A 21,325-nucleotide genomic window follows, 5' to 3' on the forward strand; every position below is an offset into this window, starting at 1 on the left:
CGCATCGCTATGCTTGGGACGCACCTTTTCCCCCTAGTCTGGAAGCCGATGACCCGCCAACCCTGGCCGAAAGCCGTCCTGTTCGACCTCGACGATACCCTGTGGCCGATCGCGCCCGTGATCCTGGAAGCCGAAAAACTGTTGTATGCCTGGCTCGGCGAGCACGCGCCGCGGGTGGCCGAACGCTTCACGATCGACAGCCTGCGGGCGGCGCGCCTGGAACTCCTGGCCGCGCGCCCCGAGTTCGGGATCGACCTGGGCGCGCTGCGCCATGCCGGCCTGGTCGCCGCCTTCGAACAGGTGGGCGAGGATCCCGGCAAGGCCGAACTGGCGATGACGGTGTTCTTTGCCGCCCGCAATGCCGTGACGCCCTATAAGGATGTCGTGCCGGGCCTTGCGCGCCTGAAGCGCCATGCGCTGGTCGGCTCGGTCACCAACGGCGTGGCCGACCTGCAGACCATCGGCCTGGCCCATCATTTCCAGGCCTCGGTGGCGGCGCGCGAGTTCGGCCGCGCCAAGCCCGACCCCGGCATCTTTCTTGCCGGCTGCGCCGCGCTCGGCGTCGAGCCGAACGAGACCCTGTACGTGGGCGACGACCTGTTGCTGGACGTCCAGGGCGCCCAGAGCGCCGGCCTGCGCGCGGCCTGGATGAACCGGACCGGCAAGGTCAACGAACTGGCCCATGAAGTCCGGCCCGACGTCGAAGTGGCCAGCCTCGACGCACTGCTCGATTGGCTTGAATCGCTGTAAAGACGCGGGCTAGAGCGTTGGACATGCGTCACAGCAAGCCTTGCGCTGCCCGTGCCACGTCTCAACCTGCCTATAATGCACACACTTAATACGAGCATCGAACGTTTCCTGGAATCATGCAACTCGACCAACGCGCCCACACCCTGCTCAAAGCCCTCGTCGAGCGCTATATCGCCGACGGCCAGCCGGTAGGCTCGCGCGCGCTGTCCAAGCTGCCAGGCCTGGAGTTGTCGCCAGCCACCATCCGCAACGTCATGGCCGACCTCGAGGAGATGGGCTTCGTCGCCAGCCCGCACACCTCGGCCGGCCGCATCCCGACCCCGCGCGGCTACCGCGTGTTCGTCGACACCCTGCTGACGGTGGGGCCGATCGACGACAAGACGGTCGATGCCGAGCGCATGCGTTTGCCGCAGCCCTTGTCCAACCTGCAACCGCAGAAACTGATCGCCAACGCGGCGCAGATGCTGTCCTCGCTGTCGCAATTCGCCGGCGTGGTGCAGAGCCCGCGCCGCGAGTCGGTGTTCCAGCAGATCGAATTCCTGCGCCTGGGCGAAAAGCGCATCCTGCTCGTGATCGTCGATCCGCGCGGCGACGTCCAGAACCGGCTGCTGCTGCTCGATCAGGATTACTCTCCGTCGCAACTGACCCAGTCGGCCAACTACCTGAACCAGAACTTCGCCGGCCTGTCCTTCGACGCGGTGCGCAAGCGCCTGAGCGGCGAGCTGCAGCAATTGCGCGACGATATGGGCCGCCTGATGCAGGCGGCGGTCGAGGCCGGCAGCGAGGCGATGGCCGAGGGCGACGATATGGTCATCTCCGGCGAGCGCAACCTGCTGTCGGTGTCCGACCTGTCGTCCAACATGAGCTCGCTGCGCCAGATGTTCGAGATGTTCGAGCAAAAAACGGGCCTCATGCAATTGCTCGACGTCTCGAGCAAGGCCGGCGGCGTGCAGATCTTCATCGGCGGCGAATCGAAGCTGGTGCCGATGGACGAGATGAGCGTGGTGACGGCGCCGTATGCGGTCGATGGCCGCATCGTCGGCACCCTGGGCGTGATCGGCCCGACGCGGATGGCCTATGAAAGAGTGATCCCGATCGTCGACATCACGGCCAAGCTGCTGTCGAACGCCCTCAGCCACTCCTGAATCGCAAAAACTTAAGCCAGTGCAAGGCTGGCAACCCTCTCGCCACAATTTGACATAGTTTTTGAAATGCAAATGAGTATGATTCTCAATTGCATTGAGCCGGAGCATTCCGGCTTGCCCACAGAACAGTCAAATAACAGGAACAAGAGGGATGAAACTGACAGCAATACGCATGACGCCGCTGGCCGCGGCAATCGGACTGGCGCTGGTCGGGCTGCCGGCCATGGCCCAGCAGACCCCCGGCAACGCGCCGATGCAGCAGGTGCACATCGTCGGCACCGCCGAGCAGGAACTGAAGCAGGCGATCGGCGTCTCGGTCATCACCTCGGAAGATATCGAAGCGCGTCCGCCAGCCAATGACCTGGCCGAGCTGATCCGCACCATGCCGGGCGTCAACCTGACCGGCAACAGCGCCAGCGGCCAATACGGCAACAACCGCCAGATCGACCTGCGCGGCATGGGCCCGGAAAACACCCTGATCCTGGTCGATGGCAAGCCGGTCAGCTCGCGCAACTCGGTGCGCATGGGCCGCAGCGGCGAGCGCAACACGCGCGGCGACACCAACTGGGTGCCGGCCGAGGCGGTCGAGCGCATCGAGGTGCTGCGCGGCCCGGCGGCGGCGCGCTACGGTTCCGGCGCCGCCGGCGGCGTGATCAACATTATCACCAAGGCGCCGGGCGACTATCTCACCGGTTCGGTCACCGCCTATGCACTGGCGCCGGAGCACAGCGAGGAGGGCGACAGCAAGCGGCTCGGCTTCAACCTGTCCGGTCCGCTGGCCGGCAAGGTGTCGTTCCGCGTGTTCGGCAACGTCAACAAGACCGACGCCGACGCGCTGGCGCTGAACGCCACGCCGGACAACAGCGCCAACGGCGCGATCCCGCCGGCCGGACGCGAGGGCGTGCGCAACCGCGACATCGGCGGCCTGCTGCGCTGGGACTTCATGCCCGACCAGGTGCTTGAGTTCGAATCCAACTTCAGCCGCCAGGGCAATATCTATGCTGGCGACCGGGCCGTGAATGCGGCCGGCTTCCCGATCCTGGGCGAGCTGGCCAATGCCGCTGCCGAAACCAACGTCATGCTGCGCCGCAGCGCCGCGCTGACCCACCGCGGCAAGTGGGGCGCGACCACCTCGCGCCTGTGGCTGACCTATGAAGGCACCGACAATACGCGCATGAACGAAGGCCTGGCGGGCGGACCGGAAGGCAGCATCAGCGATCCGGCCAAGCGCTCGACGTCGGAGCTGGAAACCTACGGCGCCAACGGCGAGATCCATACGCCGCTCAACTTCGGCGGGGTGGCGCAGATGCTCACCGCCGGCTTCGAGGCGCGCAAGGAAAAGCTCAACGATCCGTATTCGATGACGCAGGCCGCCACCGCGATTCCCGGCATGCCGGCTGGCGAACGCGATGGCCGGTCGAGCGCCGAAACCTATGCCGTCTATGTTGAAGACAATATCGGCGTGAATACCGCATTCACCCTGACCCCGGGCCTGCGCTTCGACAAGCACAGCCAGTTCGGCACCAACTGGAGCCCGAGCCTGAATGCCTCATATGCCTTGGGTCCAACCTTGACCTTGCGCGGCGGCATAGCGCGCGCCTTCAAGGCGCCGAACCTGTACCAGTCGAATCCGAACTACCTGTACTACACGCGCGGCAACGGCTGCCCGGTCAACAACCCGAACCTGGGTGGCGGCTGCTATGTGCGCGGCAACGACAACCTGGCGCCGGAGACCTCGGTCAACAAGGAAATCGGCATCGCCTGGAAGGACCGGGGCCACGAGGCCAGCCTGGCCTACTTCCACAACGACTACAAGAACAAGATCACCGGCGGCATGGATCACCTGCTCGGCAACACCTCGGCCAATGGCCGCCTGTTCCAGTGGGAGAATTCGCCGAAGGCGGTGGTGCAGGGCGTCGAGGGCAACCTGACGATCCCGTTCGGTCCGCGCCTGAAGCTGACCAACAACCTGACCTATATGATCGAGAACGAGAACAAGACGGATGGCGAGCCGCTGTCGGTCATTCCCGAATACACGCTGAACTCGACCCTGGACTGGAAGGTCAATGCCAGGTTGACGACGCTGTTGACGGTGTCCTATTACGGCAAGCAGGAACCGCGGCGCCTGACCGGCACCGGCGGCCAGGCCAGCGGCGAGGCGCTCAACACGCTGGCGCCGTATGCCGTGGTGGGCGCCAACGTCGGCTATGCCTTCACGCCGAAGCTGTACCTGCGCACCGGCATCAACAACCTGTTCGACGAACGCCTGTTCCGGCGCAGCACCAATGGCAGCACGGGCGCCGAGTCGTACAACGAACCGGGCCGCGCGTTGTTCGTGAACCTGACCGCCTCGTTCTGACGACGCTTAAATAGAGAAAGGGCGCATGGGATGATTCCCATGCGCCCTTTTTACTTGCTTTTACACCGGCCGTGCCGGCTGCAAGATTACTCCGGCTTGCCGATGCCCCGGCACTGCGGGCAGCTGCCATAGATCGCCAGCGCATGCTCGACGATCGTGAAGCCGTGTTGTTCGGCAATCATCTGCTGGCGCTTTTCGATCTCGTCGTCATAGAACTCTTCGACGCGGCCGCAGGTGACGCACACCAGGTGGTCGTGGTGGGAACCGGCGTTGAGCTCATAAATGGCTTTGCCGGTCTCGAAATGGTTGCGGTTGAGCAGGCCAGCCTGCTCGAACTGGGTCAATACGCGGTACACGGTCGCGAGACCAACGTCCATATTGTCAGCAAGAAGGATCTTGTAAACATCTTCCGCCGTCAGATGCCGTACGGAGCTGTTCTGGAAGATTTCCAGGATTTTCAGTCGTGGCAGCGTGGCCTTGAGGCCGCTCGCCTTCAGGTCAGTCGGGTTGTTACTCATGTTTGTCACTCGAATATTGGCGGAGTGCTTTATGATATAGCGTTTTGGAAGCTCCCGCTCGAACGTATTGAGGTTAACTATGCCTGTCAAACAAGCCGTATTCCATCGATTCTCCGCCAAAGCGGCTCTGGCGGCGGGTCTCGCCTGCACCTTGACGCTGTCCGGCTGCGCATCCTGGCGCAACCAGACGCGTCCGGCGCCGCCGGTGGCAACGGATGCGGCCGCCAGTGCGTCCGACGCGGAAAAGTCGGCCGCCATCGCCAATGCCGGCGCCCAGACCGTCCAGGCCTCGCGCCTGCAGCGCTTCCTGTGGATCTTCTCGCCTTACCGTCCAGACATCCAGCAGGGCAACTTCGTCTCGCAAGAGATGCTCAACCAGCTCAAGGCCGGCCAGACCCGCGACCAGGTGCGCTTCCTGCTCGGTTCGCCGCTGCTGATGGATGCCTTCCACGGCGACCGCTGGGATTACCCGTTCTACCTGGCGCGCGGTAATGGCGAGCTGACCACCAGCCGCGTGACCGTGTTCTTCAAGGACGACGTGGTCGAGCGTTTCGAAGGCGGCAACCTGCCGAGCGAGCGCGAGTACATCGACCGCATCGCCGGTCCGTCGAAGGGCAGCAAGGACCATCCCGAGCGGCGCCCGGTGGAGCCGGCCAAGGTCAATGCGCCTGCAACGCAGCAATAAGGAGGCGAGCATGACGATGTTGAATATCGCCGTCGCCGGCGCCAGCGGCCGCATGGGCCGCATGCTGATCGAAGCCATCCAGTACGCCCCCGATGCGCGCCTGGCCGGCGCGCTCGACTTGCCGGGTTCGCCTTTCATCGGCCAGGACGCGGGCGCCTTCGCCGGCTTCCTGACCGGCGTGATGATCGAGGATAGCCTCAAGCACGGCTTGCACAATGCCGACGTGCTGATCGACTTCACCCGCCCCGAGGGCACCCTGCAGCACCTGGAATACTGCGCCGCCAACGGCAAGCAGATGGTGATCGGCACCACCGGCTTCGACGAGGCCGGCAAGGCCGCGATCCTCGCCGCTGCTGAAAAAATCGGCATCGTGTTCGCCCCGAATATGAGCGTGGGCGTGAATGTGACGCTCAAGCTGCTCGAAATGGCCGCCAGGAGCTTTTCGGAAGGCTACGACATCGAGATCGTCGAGGCGCACCACCGCCACAAGGTCGATGCGCCGTCCGGCACCGCGCTCAGGATGGGCGAAGTGATCGCCGACGCCATCGGCCGCGACCTGAAGGAATGCGCCATCTATGGCCGCGAAGGCGTCACCGGCGAGCGCGATCCGTCGACCATCGGTTTCGCCACCGTGCGCGGCGGCGACGTGGTGGGCGACCATACCGTGATGTTCCTCGGCACCGGCGAGCGCATCGAGATCAGCCACAAGTCGAGCAGCCGCGTGACCTATGCCCACGGCTCGCTGCGCGCGGCGCGCTTCCTGGCGGACAAGGCCAACGGCCTGTTCGACATGCAGGACGTGCTGGGCCTGAAGGGGTGATCATGGCGGTGGCAGAACTGAACGGCGCCGTCATTGTCGATGAGGCATCGTTTCACCAGCAGAGCCGCGAGGCCTTCGGTTTCCCGGCCTCGTATGCAGACAGCATCGATGCCTGGGTCGACTGCATGAGCTATCTGCGCGACGACGAGAACATGACCAAGTTCCGCCTGAAAGCGGATGAGGTGCTGGAAATCGTCATCCTCGAGGCCGACAAGATGAAGGCGACGGCGCCGGAGCTGCTCGAAGAGCTGAGCTATTGCGTCGGCGGCATCAACGAGCGCTATGAGGATTACGGCGAAAAGCCGGCGCTGGAGCTGGTGCTGCGCTGAGGCTATTTGGCTGCTCATGCAAGCTTGGGTTCCCGCCTTTGCGGGAGCGACGGTCTCAAGGTTAGTGGCAATATGGATATTTGCCGGCGGCGCTCGCACGTCGCCCTCGCGAAGGCGAGGGCCCAAGTCATCCGCATCGCCAATGTAGTTCCTTTCCCCCCTGCACTGCGCTTACGCCGCAGTGCAAAATTGAACGGGTTATAATGACCGGTTCCACATCCCACCTTACGTCTGCAGAAATCATGCAAGAAAAATATAGTCCAGCCGAAGTAGAACAGGCCGCCCAGGCCTACTGGAAGTCGATCGAGGCCTATAAGGCCGTCGAAAACGACCCGCGTTTCCCTAAAGGCAAGTATTACGCCTGCTCGATGCTGCCTTACCCATCGGGCAAGCTGCACATGGGTCACGTGCGCAACTATACGATCAACGACGTGATGTACCGCTACCTGCGGATGAACGGCTATAACGTCCTGATGCCGATGGGCTGGGACGCGTTCGGCATGCCGGCCGAAAACGCGGCGATGGCCAATAACGTGCCGCCGGCCGAATGGACGTATTCGAACATCGCCCACATGCGTGGCCAGATGGAATCGATGGGCCTGGCGATCGACTGGTCGCGCGAGATGACCGCGTGCAAGCCGGATTACTACAAGTGGAACCAGTGGATGTTCCTCAAGATGCTCGAGAAGGGCATCATCTACCAGAAGACCGGCACCGTGAACTGGGACCCGGTCGACCAGACCGTGCTGGCCAACGAACAGGTCGTGGACGGCCGCGGCTGGCGTTCGGGCGCGCTGATCGAGAAGCGCGAGATCCCGATGTACTACGTGCGCATCACCGACTACGCCGATGAGCTGCTCGACCACGTCGACAACAAGCTGCCGGGCTGGCCGGAGCGCGTGCGCACCATGCAGGCCAACTGGATCGGCAAGTCGACCGGCGTGCGCTTCGCCTTCCCGCACAGCGTCACGGACGACAGCGGCGACGCGATCAATGACGGCAAGCTGTACGTGTTCACCACCCGTGCCGATACGATCATGGGCGTGACCTTCTGCGCCGTGGCGCCGGAACACGCGCTGGCCCAGCACGCGGCCCGCAACAACCCGGCCCTGCAGGAATTCATCGCCGAGTGCAAGATGGGTTCGGTGATCGAAGCCGATATGGCGACCATGGAGAAGAAGGGCATGCCGACCGGCCTGTTCGTCACCCATCCGGTCACGCAAGAACAGATTCCGGTCTGGGTCGGCAACTACGTCCTGATCACCTATGGCGACGGCGCCGTGATGGGCGTGCCGGCGCACGACGAGCGCGACTTCGGCTTCGCGAAAAAATACAATCTGCCGATCAAGCAGGTGGTGGCGGTCGAAGGCCAGGAATTCTCGCTCGACGCCTGGCAGGAGTGGTACGGCGACAAGGAAAACGGCCGCACCATCAATTCGGGCAAGTACGACGGCCTCGATTACACCTCGGCCGTGAACGCGGTCGCCGGTGAACTGGCCGAACAAGGCCTGGGCGAGAAGAAAACCACCTTCCGCCTGCGCGACTGGGGCATCTCGCGCCAGCGCTACTGGGGCACCCCGGTGCCGATGATCCACTGCGGCGAATGCGGCATCGTGCCGGTGCCGGAAGCCGATCTGCCGGTCGTGCTGCCCGAGCACCTGGTCCCGGACGGCACCGGCAACCCGCTGAACAAGGACGAAGCGTTCTTGACATGCGACTGCCCGCAATGCGGCAAGCCGGCGCGCCGCGAGACCGACACGATGGACACCTTCATCGATTCGTCGTGGTACTACATGCGCTATACCTCGCCGGGTTCGAACGAGGCGATGGTCGACGCCCGCAACGATTACTGGATGCCGATGGACCAGTACATCGGCGGCATCGAGCACGCCGTCATGCACCTGCTGTACGCACGCTTCTGGACCAAGGTGATGCGCGACTTCGGCCTGGTGAAGTTCGACGAGCCCTTCGTCAACCTGCTCACGCAAGGCATGGTGCTCAACGAGACCTACTACCGCGAAGACGCGTCGGGCAAGAAGACCTGGTTCAACCCGGCCGACGTCGATCTGACCTTCGACGACAAGGGCCGTCCTCAGAGCGCAATCCTGCGCGCCGACGGCCAGCCGGTGGAAATCGGCGGCACCGAGAAGATGTCGAAGTCGAAGAACAACGGCATCGACCCGCAAGCCCAGATCGAGCAGTACGGCGCCGACACCGCGCGCCTGTTCACGATGTTCGCCTCGCCGCCGGAACAGACGCTGGAATGGTCGAACAGCGGCGTCGAAGGCGCCAGCCGCTTCCTGCGCCGCGTGTGGGCCTTCGGCTACGCGCAGCGCGAACGTATCGCGGCATCGTTCAATGGTGAAGCGCAAGGCACGCTGAACGACGACCAGAAGACCCTGCGCCGCGAAGTGCACAAGGTGCTGCAGCAGGCCGACTACGACCTCAAGCGCATCCAGTACAACACCGTGGTCTCGGCCTGCATGAAGATGCTCAACACGCTGGAGTCGGCCAAGCTGGACGAGTCGGCGGCCTCGAACGCGATCGTTGCCGAAGGCTTCTCGATCTTCCTGCGCCTCTTGAACCCGGTCGCGCCGCACATCACCCACGCGCTGTGGCAGGAGCTGGGCTTTGCCGGCGCCCATGGCGACATCCTGAACGCCGCCTGGCCGCAGGTCGACCCGGCCGCGCTGGAGCAGTCCGAGATCGAGATGATGATCCAGGTGAACGGCAAGCTGCGCGGTTCGGTCAAGGTGGCGAAGGAGGCCGACAAGGCCGCCATCGAAGCCGCCGCGCTGGCTTCCGAGGCGGTGCAGAAGTTCATCGAAGGCACGCCGAAGAAGGTCATCGTGGTGCCGGGCAAACTCGTCAACATCGTGGTGTAAGGATCAATATGTCGAACAAGACCCTGGTGCGTGCGCTGGCGGCGCTCTTGATGGCAGGCGTGCTGGCCGGCTGCGGCTTCCAGCTGCGCGGCAGCGACGGCCAGTACAACCTGCCGTTCCAGAGCATCTGGCTGTCGTTCAACGAAGCCTCGCCGCTGGGCACGGAGCTCAAGCGCAATCTGCGCGCGGGCGACACCGTGCGCATCGAGACCGACGCCTCGAAGGCCCAGGCCCTGTTCGACGTGATCAGCGAAACGCGCGGCAAGTCCATCCTGTCGCTCAACAGCCTGGGCCGTGTGCGCGAGTACTCGCTCAGCTACACCCTGGTGTTCCAGGTGCGCGACGCCAACAACCGCCAGTTGCTGGCGCCCACCGAGATCACCCTGCGCCGCAACATCGCCTTCGACGAATCGCAGGTGCTGGCCAAGGAATCGGAAGAAGCGCTGCTGTACCGCGACATGCAGTCCGACCTGGTGCAGCAGATCCTGCGTCGCCTGGCCGCGATCAAGCCGGCGTGAGGAAGTAAGCGACGATGCAGTTGCGGCTCGAGGCACTCGAAGGTCATCTGGGCAAGGGACTGGCTCCCCTGTACGTGATCACCAGCGACGAACACCTGCTCGCGCTGGAAGCGGCCGACCGGATCCGCAAGACGGCGCGCGCGCAAGGATACACCGAGCGCGACGTGCTCACGGTCGAGCGCAGTTTCAAGTGGGGCGAGCTGCTGGCCGCCAACCAGGCGCTGTCGCTGTTCGGCGACAAGAAGCTGATCGAGCTGCGCATCCCGACCGGCAAACCGGGCAAGGACGGCAGCGCGGCGCTGCAGAGCTATGCGAAAGATCTCAGCCCCGACAACCTCACCCTGATCACGCTGCCGAAGCTGGACTGGCAGACCGCCAAGTCGTCGTGGGTGACGGCGCTGCAGCAAACCGCCGTCTACATCGACATCCCGAACGTCGAGCGCGCGCACCTGCCGGGCTGGATCGGCCAGCGGCTGGCGAGCCAGGGCCAGAGCGTCGAGCGCCAGAGCCTGGACTTCATCGCCGACCGGGTCGAGGGCAACCTGCTGGCGGCACACCAGGAAATCCAGAAGCTGGGGCTGCTGTACGAACCGGGCAAGCTCGCTTTCGAGCAGGTGCACGACGCGGTGCTGAACGTGGCGCGCTACGACGTGTTCAAGCTGTCCGAGGCGATGCTGGGCGGCGATCCGGCGCGCCTGGCGCGCATGCTCGAAGGCCTGAAGGGCGAGGGCGAGGCGCTGCCGCTGGTGCTGTGGGCGGTGTCCGAAGAAATCCGCACGCTGCTAAAATTAAAGACCGGCATGTCGCAGGGCCGCCCGCTGGGCGCGCTGCTGAAGGAATACCGGATCTGGGGACCGCGCGAGCGGATGATGGAACCGGCGCTGCGCCGCGTGTCGCTTGGCACGCTCGAGGCGGCGCTGCAGGACGCGGCGCAGGTCGACCGCATGGTCAAGGGCTTGCGCGCGAAAAGGTTCGCGGGCGATGCGTGGGATGCGATGTTGCAGCTGGCGTTGAAGGTGGCTCGCTAAGGCAGCCTTCAATACGGATGTGCATCGCGGTCGGCGCGCCTGATCGATAACGCAACGGGAACACGATGGACATCACCGCACACATGCACCAACTGGGCCGCCAGGCCCGCGCCGCTTCGCGCGCCATGGCGCGCGCCAATACGGCCACCCGCAACCGCGCACTGGAGCTGATCGCCGCCGCCATCGAGCGCGATGCCGATAGCCTGCGCGATGCCAACCAGAAGGACCTGGAAACGGCGCAGGCGGCCGGCCTGGCCCCGGCCCTGATGGACCGCCTGGCGCTGTCGGACAGCGCGATCGCCACCATGGTCGCCGGCCTGCGCCAGATCGCCACCTTGCCCGACCCGGTCGGCGAGATCTCGAACATGAAGGTACGTCCGAGCGGCATCCAGGTCGGCCAGATGCGCGTGCCGCTGGGCGTGATCGGCATCATCTATGAAGCGCGCCCGAACGTGACGGTCGACGCGGCGGGCCTGTGCATCAAGAGCGGCAACGCCGCCATCCTGCGCGGCGGTTCGGAAGCGATCCACTGCAACCGCGCGCTGGCGGCGCTCGTGGCCGAGGGCCTGGCGGGTGCCGGCCTGCCGCAGGACGCCGTGCAGGTGGTCGACACCGTCGACCGCGCGGCGGTGGGCGCCCTGATCACGATGCCGGAGTATGTGGACGTGATCGTCCCGCGCGGCGGCAAGGGCCTGATCGCGCGCCTGATGAAGGAAAGCACGGTGCCGATGATCAAGCACCTGGACGGCATCTGCCACGTCTACATCGACGACAAGGCCGATATCGAGAAGGCGCTGGCGGTCGCGTTCAACGCCAAATGCCACCGCTACGGCACCTGCAACACGATGGAAACCCTGCTGGTCGCGCGCGGGATCGCTCCCACCGTGCTGCCGCGCCTGGCCGCGCTGTATGCGACGCAAGAGGTCGAGCTGCGCGCCGACCCGGAGTCGCGCGAGATCCTGGCCGGCTATCCGCATCTTGCTGCCGCCACCGAAGAAGACTGGGCTACCGAATACCTGGCCCCGATCCTGGCGGTCAGGGTGGTGGCCGACATGGATGAGGCGATCGACCATATCACCGCGTATTCGTCGAAGCACACCGAGGCCATCATCACCGAGGACTACACGAGCGCCATGCGCTTCCTGCGCGAAGTAGACTCGGCCTCGGTAATGGTGAACGCCTCGACCCGCTTCGCCGACGGCTTCGAATATGGCCTGGGCGCCGAGATCGGCATCTCGAACGACAAGCTGCATGCGCGCGGACCCGTAGGGCTGGAAGGACTCACCTCGCTCAAGTACGTCGTGTTCGGGCACGGCGAAGTTCGTCAATAATCAACAACAAGGAACCGCATGTACCTCTGGATCAAAGCCCTGCACATCGTCTTCATCGCCTCGTGGTTCGCCGGTCTGTTCTACCTGCCGCGCATCTTCGTGAACCTGGCCCAGGAAACCAACCCGGCCGCGACCGAACGCCTGTTGGGCATGGCGCGCCGCCTGTACCGCTTCACCACGATCCTGATGGTGCCGGCGCTGCTGCTCGGCCTGTACCTGGCGATGATGATCGGCATGAAGCACGGCTGGCTGCACGCCAAGCTGGTGCTGGTGATCCTGGCGATCGGCTACCATCACGCCTGCGGTTCGATCCTGAAAAAATTCGAGCGCGGCGTGAACACGCGCAGCCACAAGTGGTTCCGCTGGTTCAATGAAGTGCCGGTGATCCTGCTGCTGGTGATCGTGATCCTGGCGACGGTCAAGCCGTTCTAAGTCGTCTTCGCATGGCGCGCGGGTCTTGTGGCCCGCACCCTGCGAACGTCGTCCCCGCGAAGGCGGGGACCCAAGGTGCTTGCGCTGCCACTTACGCACGCGTTGATGGCTGCGCATAGGACTTGGGTTCCCGCCTTCGCGGGAACGACGTTTTGAAGTACGTAGCAATAAGTAGTATTCCAACGGTCATCCCGCACCACGGCTGACGCGTTAATTTCACAGTTTCATCAACGGACAAAGGGTACCCCTCATGGCCTCATATTTTTGCCCATGCCCGCGCGGCATGGAAGCGGCGCTGGCCGAAGAACTGGGCGAGATCGCCCAACTCTCCACCACCTTCAAGGTGCACAACCAGGTGCCGGGCGGCGTGCACTGCTCGGGCACGATGCAGGACGCCTGGCTGGTCAACCTGCATTCGCGTATCGCCTCGCGCGTGCTGATGCGCATGGGCCAGCGCAGCTACTCCAACGAGAACGACATCTACGACCTGGTGCTCGAGCAGCCCTGGGAAGACTGGTTCGGCCCCGACCACACGATCCGCGTGGACGTCACCGCCGTCAAGTCGCCGCTCAAGAGCCTCGAATTCACCACGCTCAAGATCAAGGATGCGATCTGCGACCGCTTCCGCGACCAGTATGACAAGCGTCCGTCGGTCAACACCCGCGAGCCGGACATGCGCATCGTCGGTTTCCTCGACCAGCGCAACTTCATCATCTACCTCGACACCTCGGGCGAAGCGCTGTTCAAGCGCGGCTGGCGCGAAGAAACGGGCGACGCGCCGCTGCGCGAAAACCTGGCAGCGGGCCTGCTGCGCGTCTCGGGCTGGAAGCCGGGCGTGCCGCTGTTCGACCCGATGTGCGGCTCGGGCACGATCCTGGTCGAGGCGGCCCAGATGGTGCAGGGCATCCCGCCCGGCGCGCGCCGCCGCTTCGCCTTCGAACAATTCGCCGACCACGACCGCCAGGCCTGGGCCGACATGAAGGCCGCGATCAAGCCGAACCCGCTGCCGACCGAGCCGACCATCTTCGGCTCGGACATCTCGGGCGACATGGTCGCCATGACGCGCCATAACCTGAAGGTGGCCGGCATCCTGTTCGACGTGCCGCTCAAGCAGATCGAGGCCCAGCACGTGGTGGCGCCGACCGAACAGGCCGGCATCCTGCTCACCAACCCGCCGTACGGCGAACGGATCGGCGTGCGCGGCGACAGCACCGTGCCGCAGGACGAGATGGCGCTGGGCTTCTACTCGGCCTTTTCCACCACGCTCAAGCAGCGCTTCGCCGGCTGGACCGCCTACCTGTTCACTGCCGATCTGGGTTTGCCCAAGATGCTGCGCCTGAAGGAATCGCGCAAGACGCCGTTCTTCAACGGCGCGCTCGAATGTCGCCTGTTCCGCTTCGACATGGTGGCGGGCTTCAACCGTCGCGAAGAAGCAAAACCAAAGCAGGACTGACCTGGACTGACGATGCTGCCGCCAACCGACCCGCCCGATCTTCCGAAGGACCCCGTCACCCCGGTTCCTCTTCCTCCCCCCCACAAGATCGTGATGCTGTCGGCCGGCGGCCTTGCCACCCTGCTGGCGGCCCTGGCGATGCTGGGGCCGTTCTCGATCGACGCCTACCTGCCGGCCTTCCCGCAGATCCAGGCCGAGCTGGCGGCGACCCCGCTCGAGGTGCAGCAGACCCTGACCGCCTATATGCTGGCGTTCGCCGGCATGGTGCTGTGGCATGGCGCGCTGTCGGACGCCTTCGGGCGCCGCAACGTGATCCTGGTGGCGCTGGTGGTGTTCGCGATCGGCACCTTCGGCTGCGCTTCGGCGTCCTCGGTGCACTACCTGTGGGTGTTCCGCATCATGCAGGGCGTGTCGGCGGGGGCCGGCGTGGTGGTGGGACGCGCCATCATCCGCGACCTGTATTCCGACACCGCGGCGGCGCGCCTGCTGTCGATGGTGACGATGATCTTCTCGATCGCGCCGGCCATCGCGCCGGTGGTGGGCGGCTGGATCGTGCTGTGGTTCGACTGGCGCGCGATCTTCCTGGCGCTGTGCCTGTACACCGTGCTGCTCGGCTGGTTCTGCTGGAAGCACCTGCCCGAGACCATCCCGAGCACCCAGCGCCAGCCGTTCAACCCGCGCTTCCTGGCCAAGAGCTACGGCGCCATCTTCAGTTCCTTCCTGTTCCATATGAAGGCCGGCGTGACCGCCCTGAACTTCGGCGGCCTGTTCCTGTACATCGCGGCGGCGCCGGTCATGCTGCCCGAGAGCCTGGGCCTGGGACCGTCGCAATTCGCCTGGCTGTTCGTGCCGACCGTGAGCGGGATCTTCCTCGGTTCGCTGATGGCCAACCGCCTGGCCGGCAGGATGGACTTCGCGCGCCAGATCCGCATCGGCTTTTTCTTCATGCTCGCCGCGGTGACCTTCAACGTGACCTACCACGCCTTCCTGCCGCCGGCGCTGCCGTGGACGGTGGCGCCGATGTTCTTCTTCACCTTCGGCAGCTCGCTGATCGCGCCCGGCGCGACCCTGCTGGCGCTCGACCTGTTCCCGCACATCCGCGGCACCGTGGCCTCGTGCCAGTCCTTCGTCTCGACCCTGCTGGGCGCGATCGTGGCCGGCGTCGTCGCGCCGATGCTGTCGCACTCGGTGCTGGCGCTGGCCGTCGGCCAGATGTTCTTCGTGCTGGTCTCGCTGGCGTTCTGGGACACGGCGCGGCGCCACCGGCGCAAGCTGCGCGCCAGGGGCGAGCACGTTCCGTGATCGGCCAGGGATCGGGCCCGGGGCCGCGCCTGGCGGCCCGGCAGGTCCGAACGAGAGAACAGCAGGAATAGGCAGGATCGAGACAGAATCGGGTGGGTGGAAACAGTGGCGCGCGCTTATCGTGGTCGCTACTGGTTTCAACGGTGGGCGTACCGCCCGCCGCTAGGCCCGCACCCTCTGAAAGGACTGTTTCATGCTCGATCACATATTTCTCACAGTGGGCGACAGCGCTCGTTCGATCGCCTTTTACGAAAAGGTGCTGCCGATCCTGGGCATCACCAGCCGCCTCGACTATGACGGCAAGGACGGCCCGCCGGGCCATGCCGACCTGAAGGGTTTCGGGGCGGATGGCCGCGTATTCTTCTGGTTGCGGCAGGGCACGGCCGCGCCCGGCGCCGTGCATCTCGGCTTCGTTGCCGATTCGGAGGCGATGGTCGATGCCGCCTGCGCACAGGCGCTGGCGGCCGGCGCGACCGCAATCCATGCGCCCGGGCCGCAGCACCACTACGATCCCCGCTATTACGCGGCCCAGGTCATGGACCCGGACGGTTACAGCCTCGAATTCGTCTACAAGAGCTGGCAGCATGGCAAGTAAAGCCATAGCTCTGGAACAAGACGATCTGCGCGCGACGGCCGATGCGCTGATCGCGGCAACCAATGCTTTCGACGTCGAGCGCGCCCTGGCCCTGTTCGCGCCGGACGCAACGATCGACGACCCCTCCACCGGCCACCGCTTCGATGGCAGCGCCGGCATACGCGACTATATCGCGCAGTATTTCGTCGGCTATCGCACGGTCAGCCGTTTTCTGTCGCTGGAATATGCCGGTGACCGACGTGCGCGCCTGCGGCTGGATTTCACCGGAGATTTCGGCCACGAAGTGGGCGTGCTGCACTTCTCCATCGATCGCCAGGGTCTGATCGCACGTATCGACGCCGACCTCGAATGATCCTTGGGACTACGATGAAAAACTGATTTCGGCCACGGCTTTGCCGAGACCATGGCACGGGCCTTCCGTTCGTGCGGCTGCCGTCGACGGGAGACGCTGGGTCCGGGGCATCTACGGACTGGCTTCAGCGTCAGCTTTGTTTTTATGTGAAAAAAAATTACGAAATTTTATGAAACAGTCGTATTGATGCAACAAGCATATGTCTCATTTCCCTCTGCCATACAGTTAGAGCTAACCCTCGGCAAGAGTTATTGCTGTAACTATTGTTCCTGATCAGAAATGTATATATGCTACGATACGTTTTTCACATCTGGAGCAGAGGGCATTCGACGCGCCTGTTCCATGGACTGAAGTGCTAGATGTTGTGGCAGGCCTCCACGAGCGGCAGGGCCACCAACCCAACCCTTCGACGAACGGCGGCCGTGTTTGATAACATGCACCAATCCGACCAGGACATCCGCAATCGCTTGCTGATTGCCCGTCTGCCGGCCATGCCGCAGATCCTGGTCAAGCTGATCGAACACCTGCAGGCCGATGACCTCGGCATGCCGGAACTCGCCGCCCTGATTGCGAAGGATGCCGGCATGACCGGCAAGCTGCTGGCGGTCGCCAACAGCTCCGCCTATCACCGCCACACGCGCAGCGCCGACCTCGAACAATCGCTGGTAGCGCTCGGCACCGACATGATCAAGACCCTGGTCATCAGCGATTCGGTGTTCCAGACCTTTAACAGCTTTCCCCATTCGAACAGCATCGACCTGCGCGCGTTCTGGAAGCATTCGCTCACCGCGGCGGTGCTGGCGCGTGAAGTGGCGCGCGCGCTCGACTATGCGCATCCCGAAGAAGCCTACCTGGCCGGCCTGCTGCACAACGTCGGCCGGCTGGCGCTGCTGGCCGCGGCGCCCAAGGAATACGGCTTCAACTTCACCGCGCGCGACGACGACGACCTGTGCGCGGTCGAGCAGCGCACCCTGCAGATCACCCACACCGAGGCCGGCGCCTGGCTGATCGAGCGCTGGCAGCTCGATTCCTTCCTGGCCGACGCAGTGCTGTACCACCACGAACCGAGCGAGCGGCTCGAGTCCAGCCATCCCCTGATCCGCATCGTGCGCCTGGCGCACGTGCTGTCCCATCATGCGGACGATGCGACGATGGTGCGCGAAGCCGGCGCGCTATGCGGCATCGACGCCGCGCAGGCCGCCCGGCTGGTCGAGAAGGCCGCGCGCCAGGTCGAGCAGGCCGCCGTCCACCTGGGCATCGACCTGGCGGGCGCCGACGACATCCCGAGTCCGCCGGCCTGGGCGCCGCCGCCGCCCGTCGATCCGGTGCAGCAGCGCCTGAACGAGGAAGTGCGCAATATGGTGCTGGTGTCCGAAGTCGGCCAGAGCCTGGCGCGCCAGCAGGGCGAGTCGGGCCTGCTGGACGCGATGACGCGCACCGCGCGCATCCTGTTCGATTTCGACAGCGCCGTGGTGCTGCTCGAGAACCCGACCGGCCAGCTGCTTGCCGGCGCCCCGACCTTCGGCGCACAGCGCATCGCGGAGTTTACGCTGCCGCTGGCGAAAGGCGGCCCGGTCGCGCGCAGCGCGCTGGAGCGCCGTCCGGCCTTCGTGCAGCGCGCGCGCCACCAGGATCAGCTGGGCCTGGCCGAGGAACAGCTGCTGCGCATGCTGGGCACCGACAGCCTGGTGGTGGTGCCGCTGGTCGCCGGGCCGCGCTGCCTGGGCGTGCTGGTCGGCGGCGTGCCGGGCTGGCAGCTGCCGCATTGCCAGCGCCGCGAGCGCTTCATGCAGGCCTTCGGCGCGCAGGCCGCGAGTGCGCTGGAAAACCTGCTGCTCGAGCGCGGCCACGCGCGGCGCCAGCTGGCCAGCGTGGCCGAGGAATTCCGCGACGCCTCGCGCCGCGTGATCCACGAAGTGAACAATCCGCTGGCGATCATCAAGAACTACCTCAGTGTCCTGGATGGCAAGCTGGCGCGCCAGGAGCCGGTGGGCGGCGAGCTGTCGATCCTGAACGAAGAGATCGACCGCGTCGGCCAGCTGATCGGCAGCCTGGCCGACCAGAGGACGCCCGACGCCGTTCCGCGTCCGCTCGATGCGGCCAAGGTGGTGGACGACGTGCTGCGCCTGTTCCGCGGCAGCGGCTACGTGCCGGCCACGATCCAGGTGGTGACGCGCATGGAAGGCGATGGCGCGATCGAGGGCGATCCCGACCTGCTCAAGCAGATCCTGGTCAACCTGGTCAAGAACGCGGTCGAGGCCCTGGGCTCGCGCCCGGCGGGGCGGATCGAGATCGTCAACCGTGGCCACGTGAACCGCGAGCGCCAGGTCTACCTGGAACTCGTCGTCAGCGACAACGGCCCGGGCCTGTCGCGCGAGGTGCTGGCCAACCTGTTCGCTCCGGTCAGGAGCAGCAAGGACGGCGCCGAGGGCAGTCGTGGCCTCGGCCTGTCGATCGTCCACGGCCTGGTGCGGCAACTGGGCGGCCACATCGCCTGCCGCAGCGGCAGCGCCGGCACTTCCTTTGAAATTCTCCTGCCGGCGTGGTCCGGCGCCGGCGCGGTCCCCGCGCTGCCGGCGCGCGCCCTCGGTTCTGCTTAACCCTCACCATGAACGCGCATCCCGCCACCATGCTTCCCGGCGACCCCGCTCCTTTCTCCCAGACCCTCGAGACCGACAGCCAGCCACGCCTGCTGCTGGTCGACGACGAGCCACGCCTGCTGTCTTCGCTGTACGAACTGCTGCAGGGCCGGGGCTATCGCCTGGTCACCGCGCCGTCCGGGACCGAAGCCCTGGCCCAGCTGTCCCGCCAGCACTTTGACCTCGTCCTGCTCGACCTGCGCCTGCCCGACATCGGCGGCCACGAGATCATGGACTTCATCAACGAGAGGGGCATCGACGCCGACGTCATCGTGATGAGCGGCGAGATCGGCATCGACGCCGCGATCGGCGCGCTCAAGCGCGGCGCCTACAGCTACCTGCGCAAGCCCTACAGCCGCGAGGAGCTGCTCTCCACCGTGAGCAATGCGCTGCAGCGCCGTCGCCTGACCCTCGACAATGCGCGCATCGCGAACCAGCTCGAGAACTCCGAGAAGATGTACCGCTACCTGGTGGACTCGTCGCCGGACATCATCTATACGCTGAACCACGAGGGCCGCTTCACTTTCGTCAATGACCGCGCCTACCAGCTGCTGGGCTACACCCGCGAAGAGCTGATCGGCCAGCATTACTCGATCCTGGTGCACGAGGAAGACCTGGAGCGCGCGCGCTACGTGTTCAACGAACGCCGCGTCGACGAGCGCGCGTCGCGCAACGTCGAACTGCGGCTCAAGTGCCGTGGCGGCAATGGCCACGACCGCACCTTCAACACCACCCTGATGACGATCTCGCTCAACGCGATCGGCATGCACGTGCCGGACCAGGAAGTCAAGAAGCTCGAATTCTTCGGCACCTATGGCGTGGCGCGCGACATCACCGACCGCAAGCGCGCCGAAGAAGTCATCTCCTACCAGGCCTACCACGACATCCTGACCGACCTGCCGAACCGCATCCTGTTCAAGGACCGCCTCGGGCTGGCCGTGATCCAGGCCAAGCGCAAGCAGACCGAGCTCGCGGTGATGTTCATCGACCTGGATCGCTTCAAGCTGGTCAACGACACGCTGGGCCACGTGAAGGGCGACGAACTGCTGCAGCAGGCGGCCGGCCGCCTGAAGGAATGCCTGCGCAAGGGGGACACCCTGGCGCGCCAGGGCGGCGACGAATTCACCATCGTGCTGCCCGAACTGCGCGACCGCGACGACGCGCGCATGGTGGCGGATAAATTCCTGGAGGTGCTGCAGGAACCATTCGACCTGGACGGCCACGAGGTGCACATCTCGGCCTCGATCGGCATCGCGATCTATCCGAAGGACGGCGAATCGATCGACGAGCTGCTGCGCCATGCCGACATCGCGATGTACCAGGTCAAGGCGCTGGGCAAGAACGGCCACAGCTTCTACCACGACTCGATGCTCGAAGTGTCGCACCAGAAGATCGCGCTGGAACAGGCGCTGCGCCGCGCGCTCGAGCACGACGAGCTCGAGATGTTCTACCAGCCGCAAATCGACGCCATGACCGGCCGCATCACCGGCGCCGAAGCCCTGATGCGCTGGAACCATCCGACGCGCGGGCGCCTGTCGGCCGGCGAGTTCCTGCCGTTCGCCGAAGAGAACGGCCTGATGCTGCCGATCTCGGACTGGATGATCGGCGCGCTGTGCCGCGACATGCTGCAGTGGAATGCGATCGGCGGCAGCGACATTCGTCTTTCGCTCAACCTGTCGCCGCAATACCTGGACCGCGGCGATTTCTTCGAGAAGATGCGCGGCGCGCTGGCGCGCTACGGCATCTCGCCGCAGCAGATCGAGGTGGAGATCACCGAGAACATCTGCATCCGCAATCCGCAGTATGCGATCGAGCAGCTCAACAAGCTGTGCCAGCTGGGCGTGTCGATCGCGATCGATGACTTCGGCACCGGCTACTCGTCCTTGTCCTACCTGCACCGCTTCCCGATCCACACCATCAAGATCGACCAGTCCTTCGTCAAGGAGATCCACCAGGAAGACGGCCACTATCCGGTGATCCTGGCGATCATCTCGATCGCGCGCGGCCTGGGCCTGAACCTGATCGCCGAAGGCGTCGAGACCGAGGAGCAGGCGCGCTACCTGCGCGCCAACGGCTGCCTGACGATGCAGGGCTATCTGTTCTATCGCCCGATTTCGCTGCACGACTTCATGGCCGCGCTGCGCACCCAGTCGGGCGGCGCCCTGCGCGCGGTGCAGGCCTGAC

Annotated in this window: 18 protein-coding genes; 17 read left to right on the forward strand and 1 reads right to left on the reverse strand. The window is 65.0% G+C overall.

Annotation, left to right across the window (positions count from 1 at the left end; genetic code table 11):
• The first annotated feature begins 48 nt into the window (after positions 1–48).
• The 3 genes from SOM61_RS09575 to SOM61_RS09585 all read left to right on the forward strand — a co-directional run bounded on the left by SOM61_RS09575 (position 49) and on the right by SOM61_RS09585 (position 4,254).
• Positions 49–750, forward strand: coding sequence for an HAD family hydrolase (locus tag SOM61_RS09575; RefSeq protein WP_320473879.1), 702 nt, complete (start codon positions 49–51; stop codon positions 748–750).
• Between the two features lie 116 nt (positions 751–866).
• The gene (hrcA, locus tag SOM61_RS09580; RefSeq protein ID WP_147935673.1) at positions 867–1,895 is read left to right on the forward strand and encodes a heat-inducible transcriptional repressor HrcA; all 1,029 of its coding nucleotides are present in this window, start codon (positions 867–869) and stop codon (positions 1,893–1,895) included.
• 151 nt (positions 1,896–2,046) lie between these two features.
• A complete protein-coding gene (locus tag SOM61_RS09585) occupies positions 2,047–4,254 on the forward strand; it encodes a TonB-dependent siderophore receptor (protein WP_320473880.1) in 2,208 nt (735 codons plus the stop codon).
• Positions 4,255–4,340: 86 nt separating this feature from the next.
• Here SOM61_RS09585 and fur read toward each other — a convergent pair whose 3' ends face one another.
• On the reverse strand, positions 4,341–4,772 hold the full coding sequence (gene fur, locus SOM61_RS09590; RefSeq protein ID WP_123071719.1) for a ferric iron uptake transcriptional regulator: 432 nt from the start codon (positions 4,770–4,772) through the stop codon (positions 4,341–4,343).
• A 79-nt stretch (positions 4,773–4,851) separates the two neighbouring features.
• On the opposite strand from fur, the gene SOM61_RS09595 reads away from it, so the two are divergent.
• The 14 genes from SOM61_RS09595 (at position 4,852) to SOM61_RS09660 (ending at position 21,324) form a co-directional block, all read left to right on the forward strand.
• On the forward strand, positions 4,852–5,457 hold the full coding sequence (locus tag SOM61_RS09595) for an outer membrane protein assembly factor BamE (RefSeq protein ID WP_320473881.1): 606 nt from the start codon (positions 4,852–4,854) through the stop codon (positions 5,455–5,457).
• A gap of 10 nt (positions 5,458–5,467) precedes the next feature.
• The gene (gene dapB, locus SOM61_RS09600; protein WP_320473882.1) at positions 5,468–6,277 is read left to right on the forward strand and encodes a 4-hydroxy-tetrahydrodipicolinate reductase; all 810 of its coding nucleotides are present in this window, start codon (positions 5,468–5,470) and stop codon (positions 6,275–6,277) included.
• Between the two features lie 2 nt (positions 6,278–6,279).
• Complete coding sequence (locus SOM61_RS09605; RefSeq protein WP_320473883.1) at positions 6,280–6,606, forward strand: barstar family protein; 327 nt, start codon at positions 6,280–6,282, stop codon at positions 6,604–6,606.
• Between the two features lie 242 nt (positions 6,607–6,848).
• Entirely contained in the window at positions 6,849–9,491 is a 2,643-nt protein-coding gene (leuS, locus tag SOM61_RS09610) for a leucine--tRNA ligase (RefSeq protein WP_320473884.1), read from the forward strand.
• A gap of 8 nt (positions 9,492–9,499) precedes the next feature.
• A complete protein-coding gene (locus tag SOM61_RS09615; protein ID WP_208279719.1) occupies positions 9,500–10,009 on the forward strand; it encodes an LPS-assembly lipoprotein LptE in 510 nt (169 codons plus the stop codon).
• 14 nt (positions 10,010–10,023) lie between these two features.
• Positions 10,024–11,037: a DNA polymerase III subunit delta gene (gene holA, locus SOM61_RS09620; RefSeq protein WP_320473885.1), complete on the forward strand. Its 1,014-nt coding sequence runs from the start codon at positions 10,024–10,026 to the stop codon at positions 11,035–11,037.
• 65 nt (positions 11,038–11,102) lie between these two features.
• Positions 11,103–12,368: a glutamate-5-semialdehyde dehydrogenase gene (locus tag SOM61_RS09625; RefSeq protein ID WP_320473886.1), complete on the forward strand. Its 1,266-nt coding sequence runs from the start codon at positions 11,103–11,105 to the stop codon at positions 12,366–12,368.
• 18 nt (positions 12,369–12,386) lie between these two features.
• On the forward strand, positions 12,387–12,800 hold the full coding sequence (locus SOM61_RS09630; RefSeq protein WP_123069768.1) for a CopD family protein: 414 nt from the start codon (positions 12,387–12,389) through the stop codon (positions 12,798–12,800).
• Positions 12,801–13,050: 250 nt separating this feature from the next.
• Complete coding sequence (locus tag SOM61_RS09635) at positions 13,051–14,253, forward strand: THUMP domain-containing class I SAM-dependent RNA methyltransferase (protein ID WP_414674958.1); 1,203 nt, start codon at positions 13,051–13,053, stop codon at positions 14,251–14,253.
• 12 nt (positions 14,254–14,265) lie between these two features.
• Positions 14,266–15,555, forward strand: a complete 1,290-nt coding sequence (locus SOM61_RS09640; protein ID WP_320473887.1) for a multidrug effflux MFS transporter — start codon at positions 14,266–14,268, stop codon at positions 15,553–15,555.
• 193 nt (positions 15,556–15,748) lie between these two features.
• Positions 15,749–16,150 (forward strand): VOC family protein, encoded by a 402-nt coding sequence (locus tag SOM61_RS09645; RefSeq protein ID WP_320473888.1) that lies wholly within the window; start codon positions 15,749–15,751, stop codon positions 16,148–16,150.
• A complete protein-coding gene (locus tag SOM61_RS09650) occupies positions 16,140–16,502 on the forward strand; it encodes a nuclear transport factor 2 family protein (RefSeq protein WP_320473889.1) in 363 nt (120 codons plus the stop codon). The genes SOM61_RS09645 and SOM61_RS09650 overlap by 11 nt, the downstream gene beginning before the upstream one ends.
• A 434-nt stretch (positions 16,503–16,936) precedes the next feature.
• Positions 16,937–19,102 (forward strand): HDOD domain-containing protein, encoded by a 2,166-nt coding sequence (locus SOM61_RS09655; protein WP_320473890.1) that lies wholly within the window; start codon positions 16,937–16,939, stop codon positions 19,100–19,102.
• 8 nt (positions 19,103–19,110) lie between these two features.
• A complete protein-coding gene (locus tag SOM61_RS09660) occupies positions 19,111–21,324 on the forward strand; it encodes a putative bifunctional diguanylate cyclase/phosphodiesterase (RefSeq protein ID WP_320473891.1) in 2,214 nt (737 codons plus the stop codon).
• Position 21,325 lies beyond the last annotated feature (1 nt).

Origin of the sequence: Massilia sp. CFBP9012 (assembly GCF_034045115.1) — a bacterium.
Classification (GTDB): domain Bacteria; phylum Pseudomonadota; class Gammaproteobacteria; order Burkholderiales; family Burkholderiaceae_D; genus Telluria.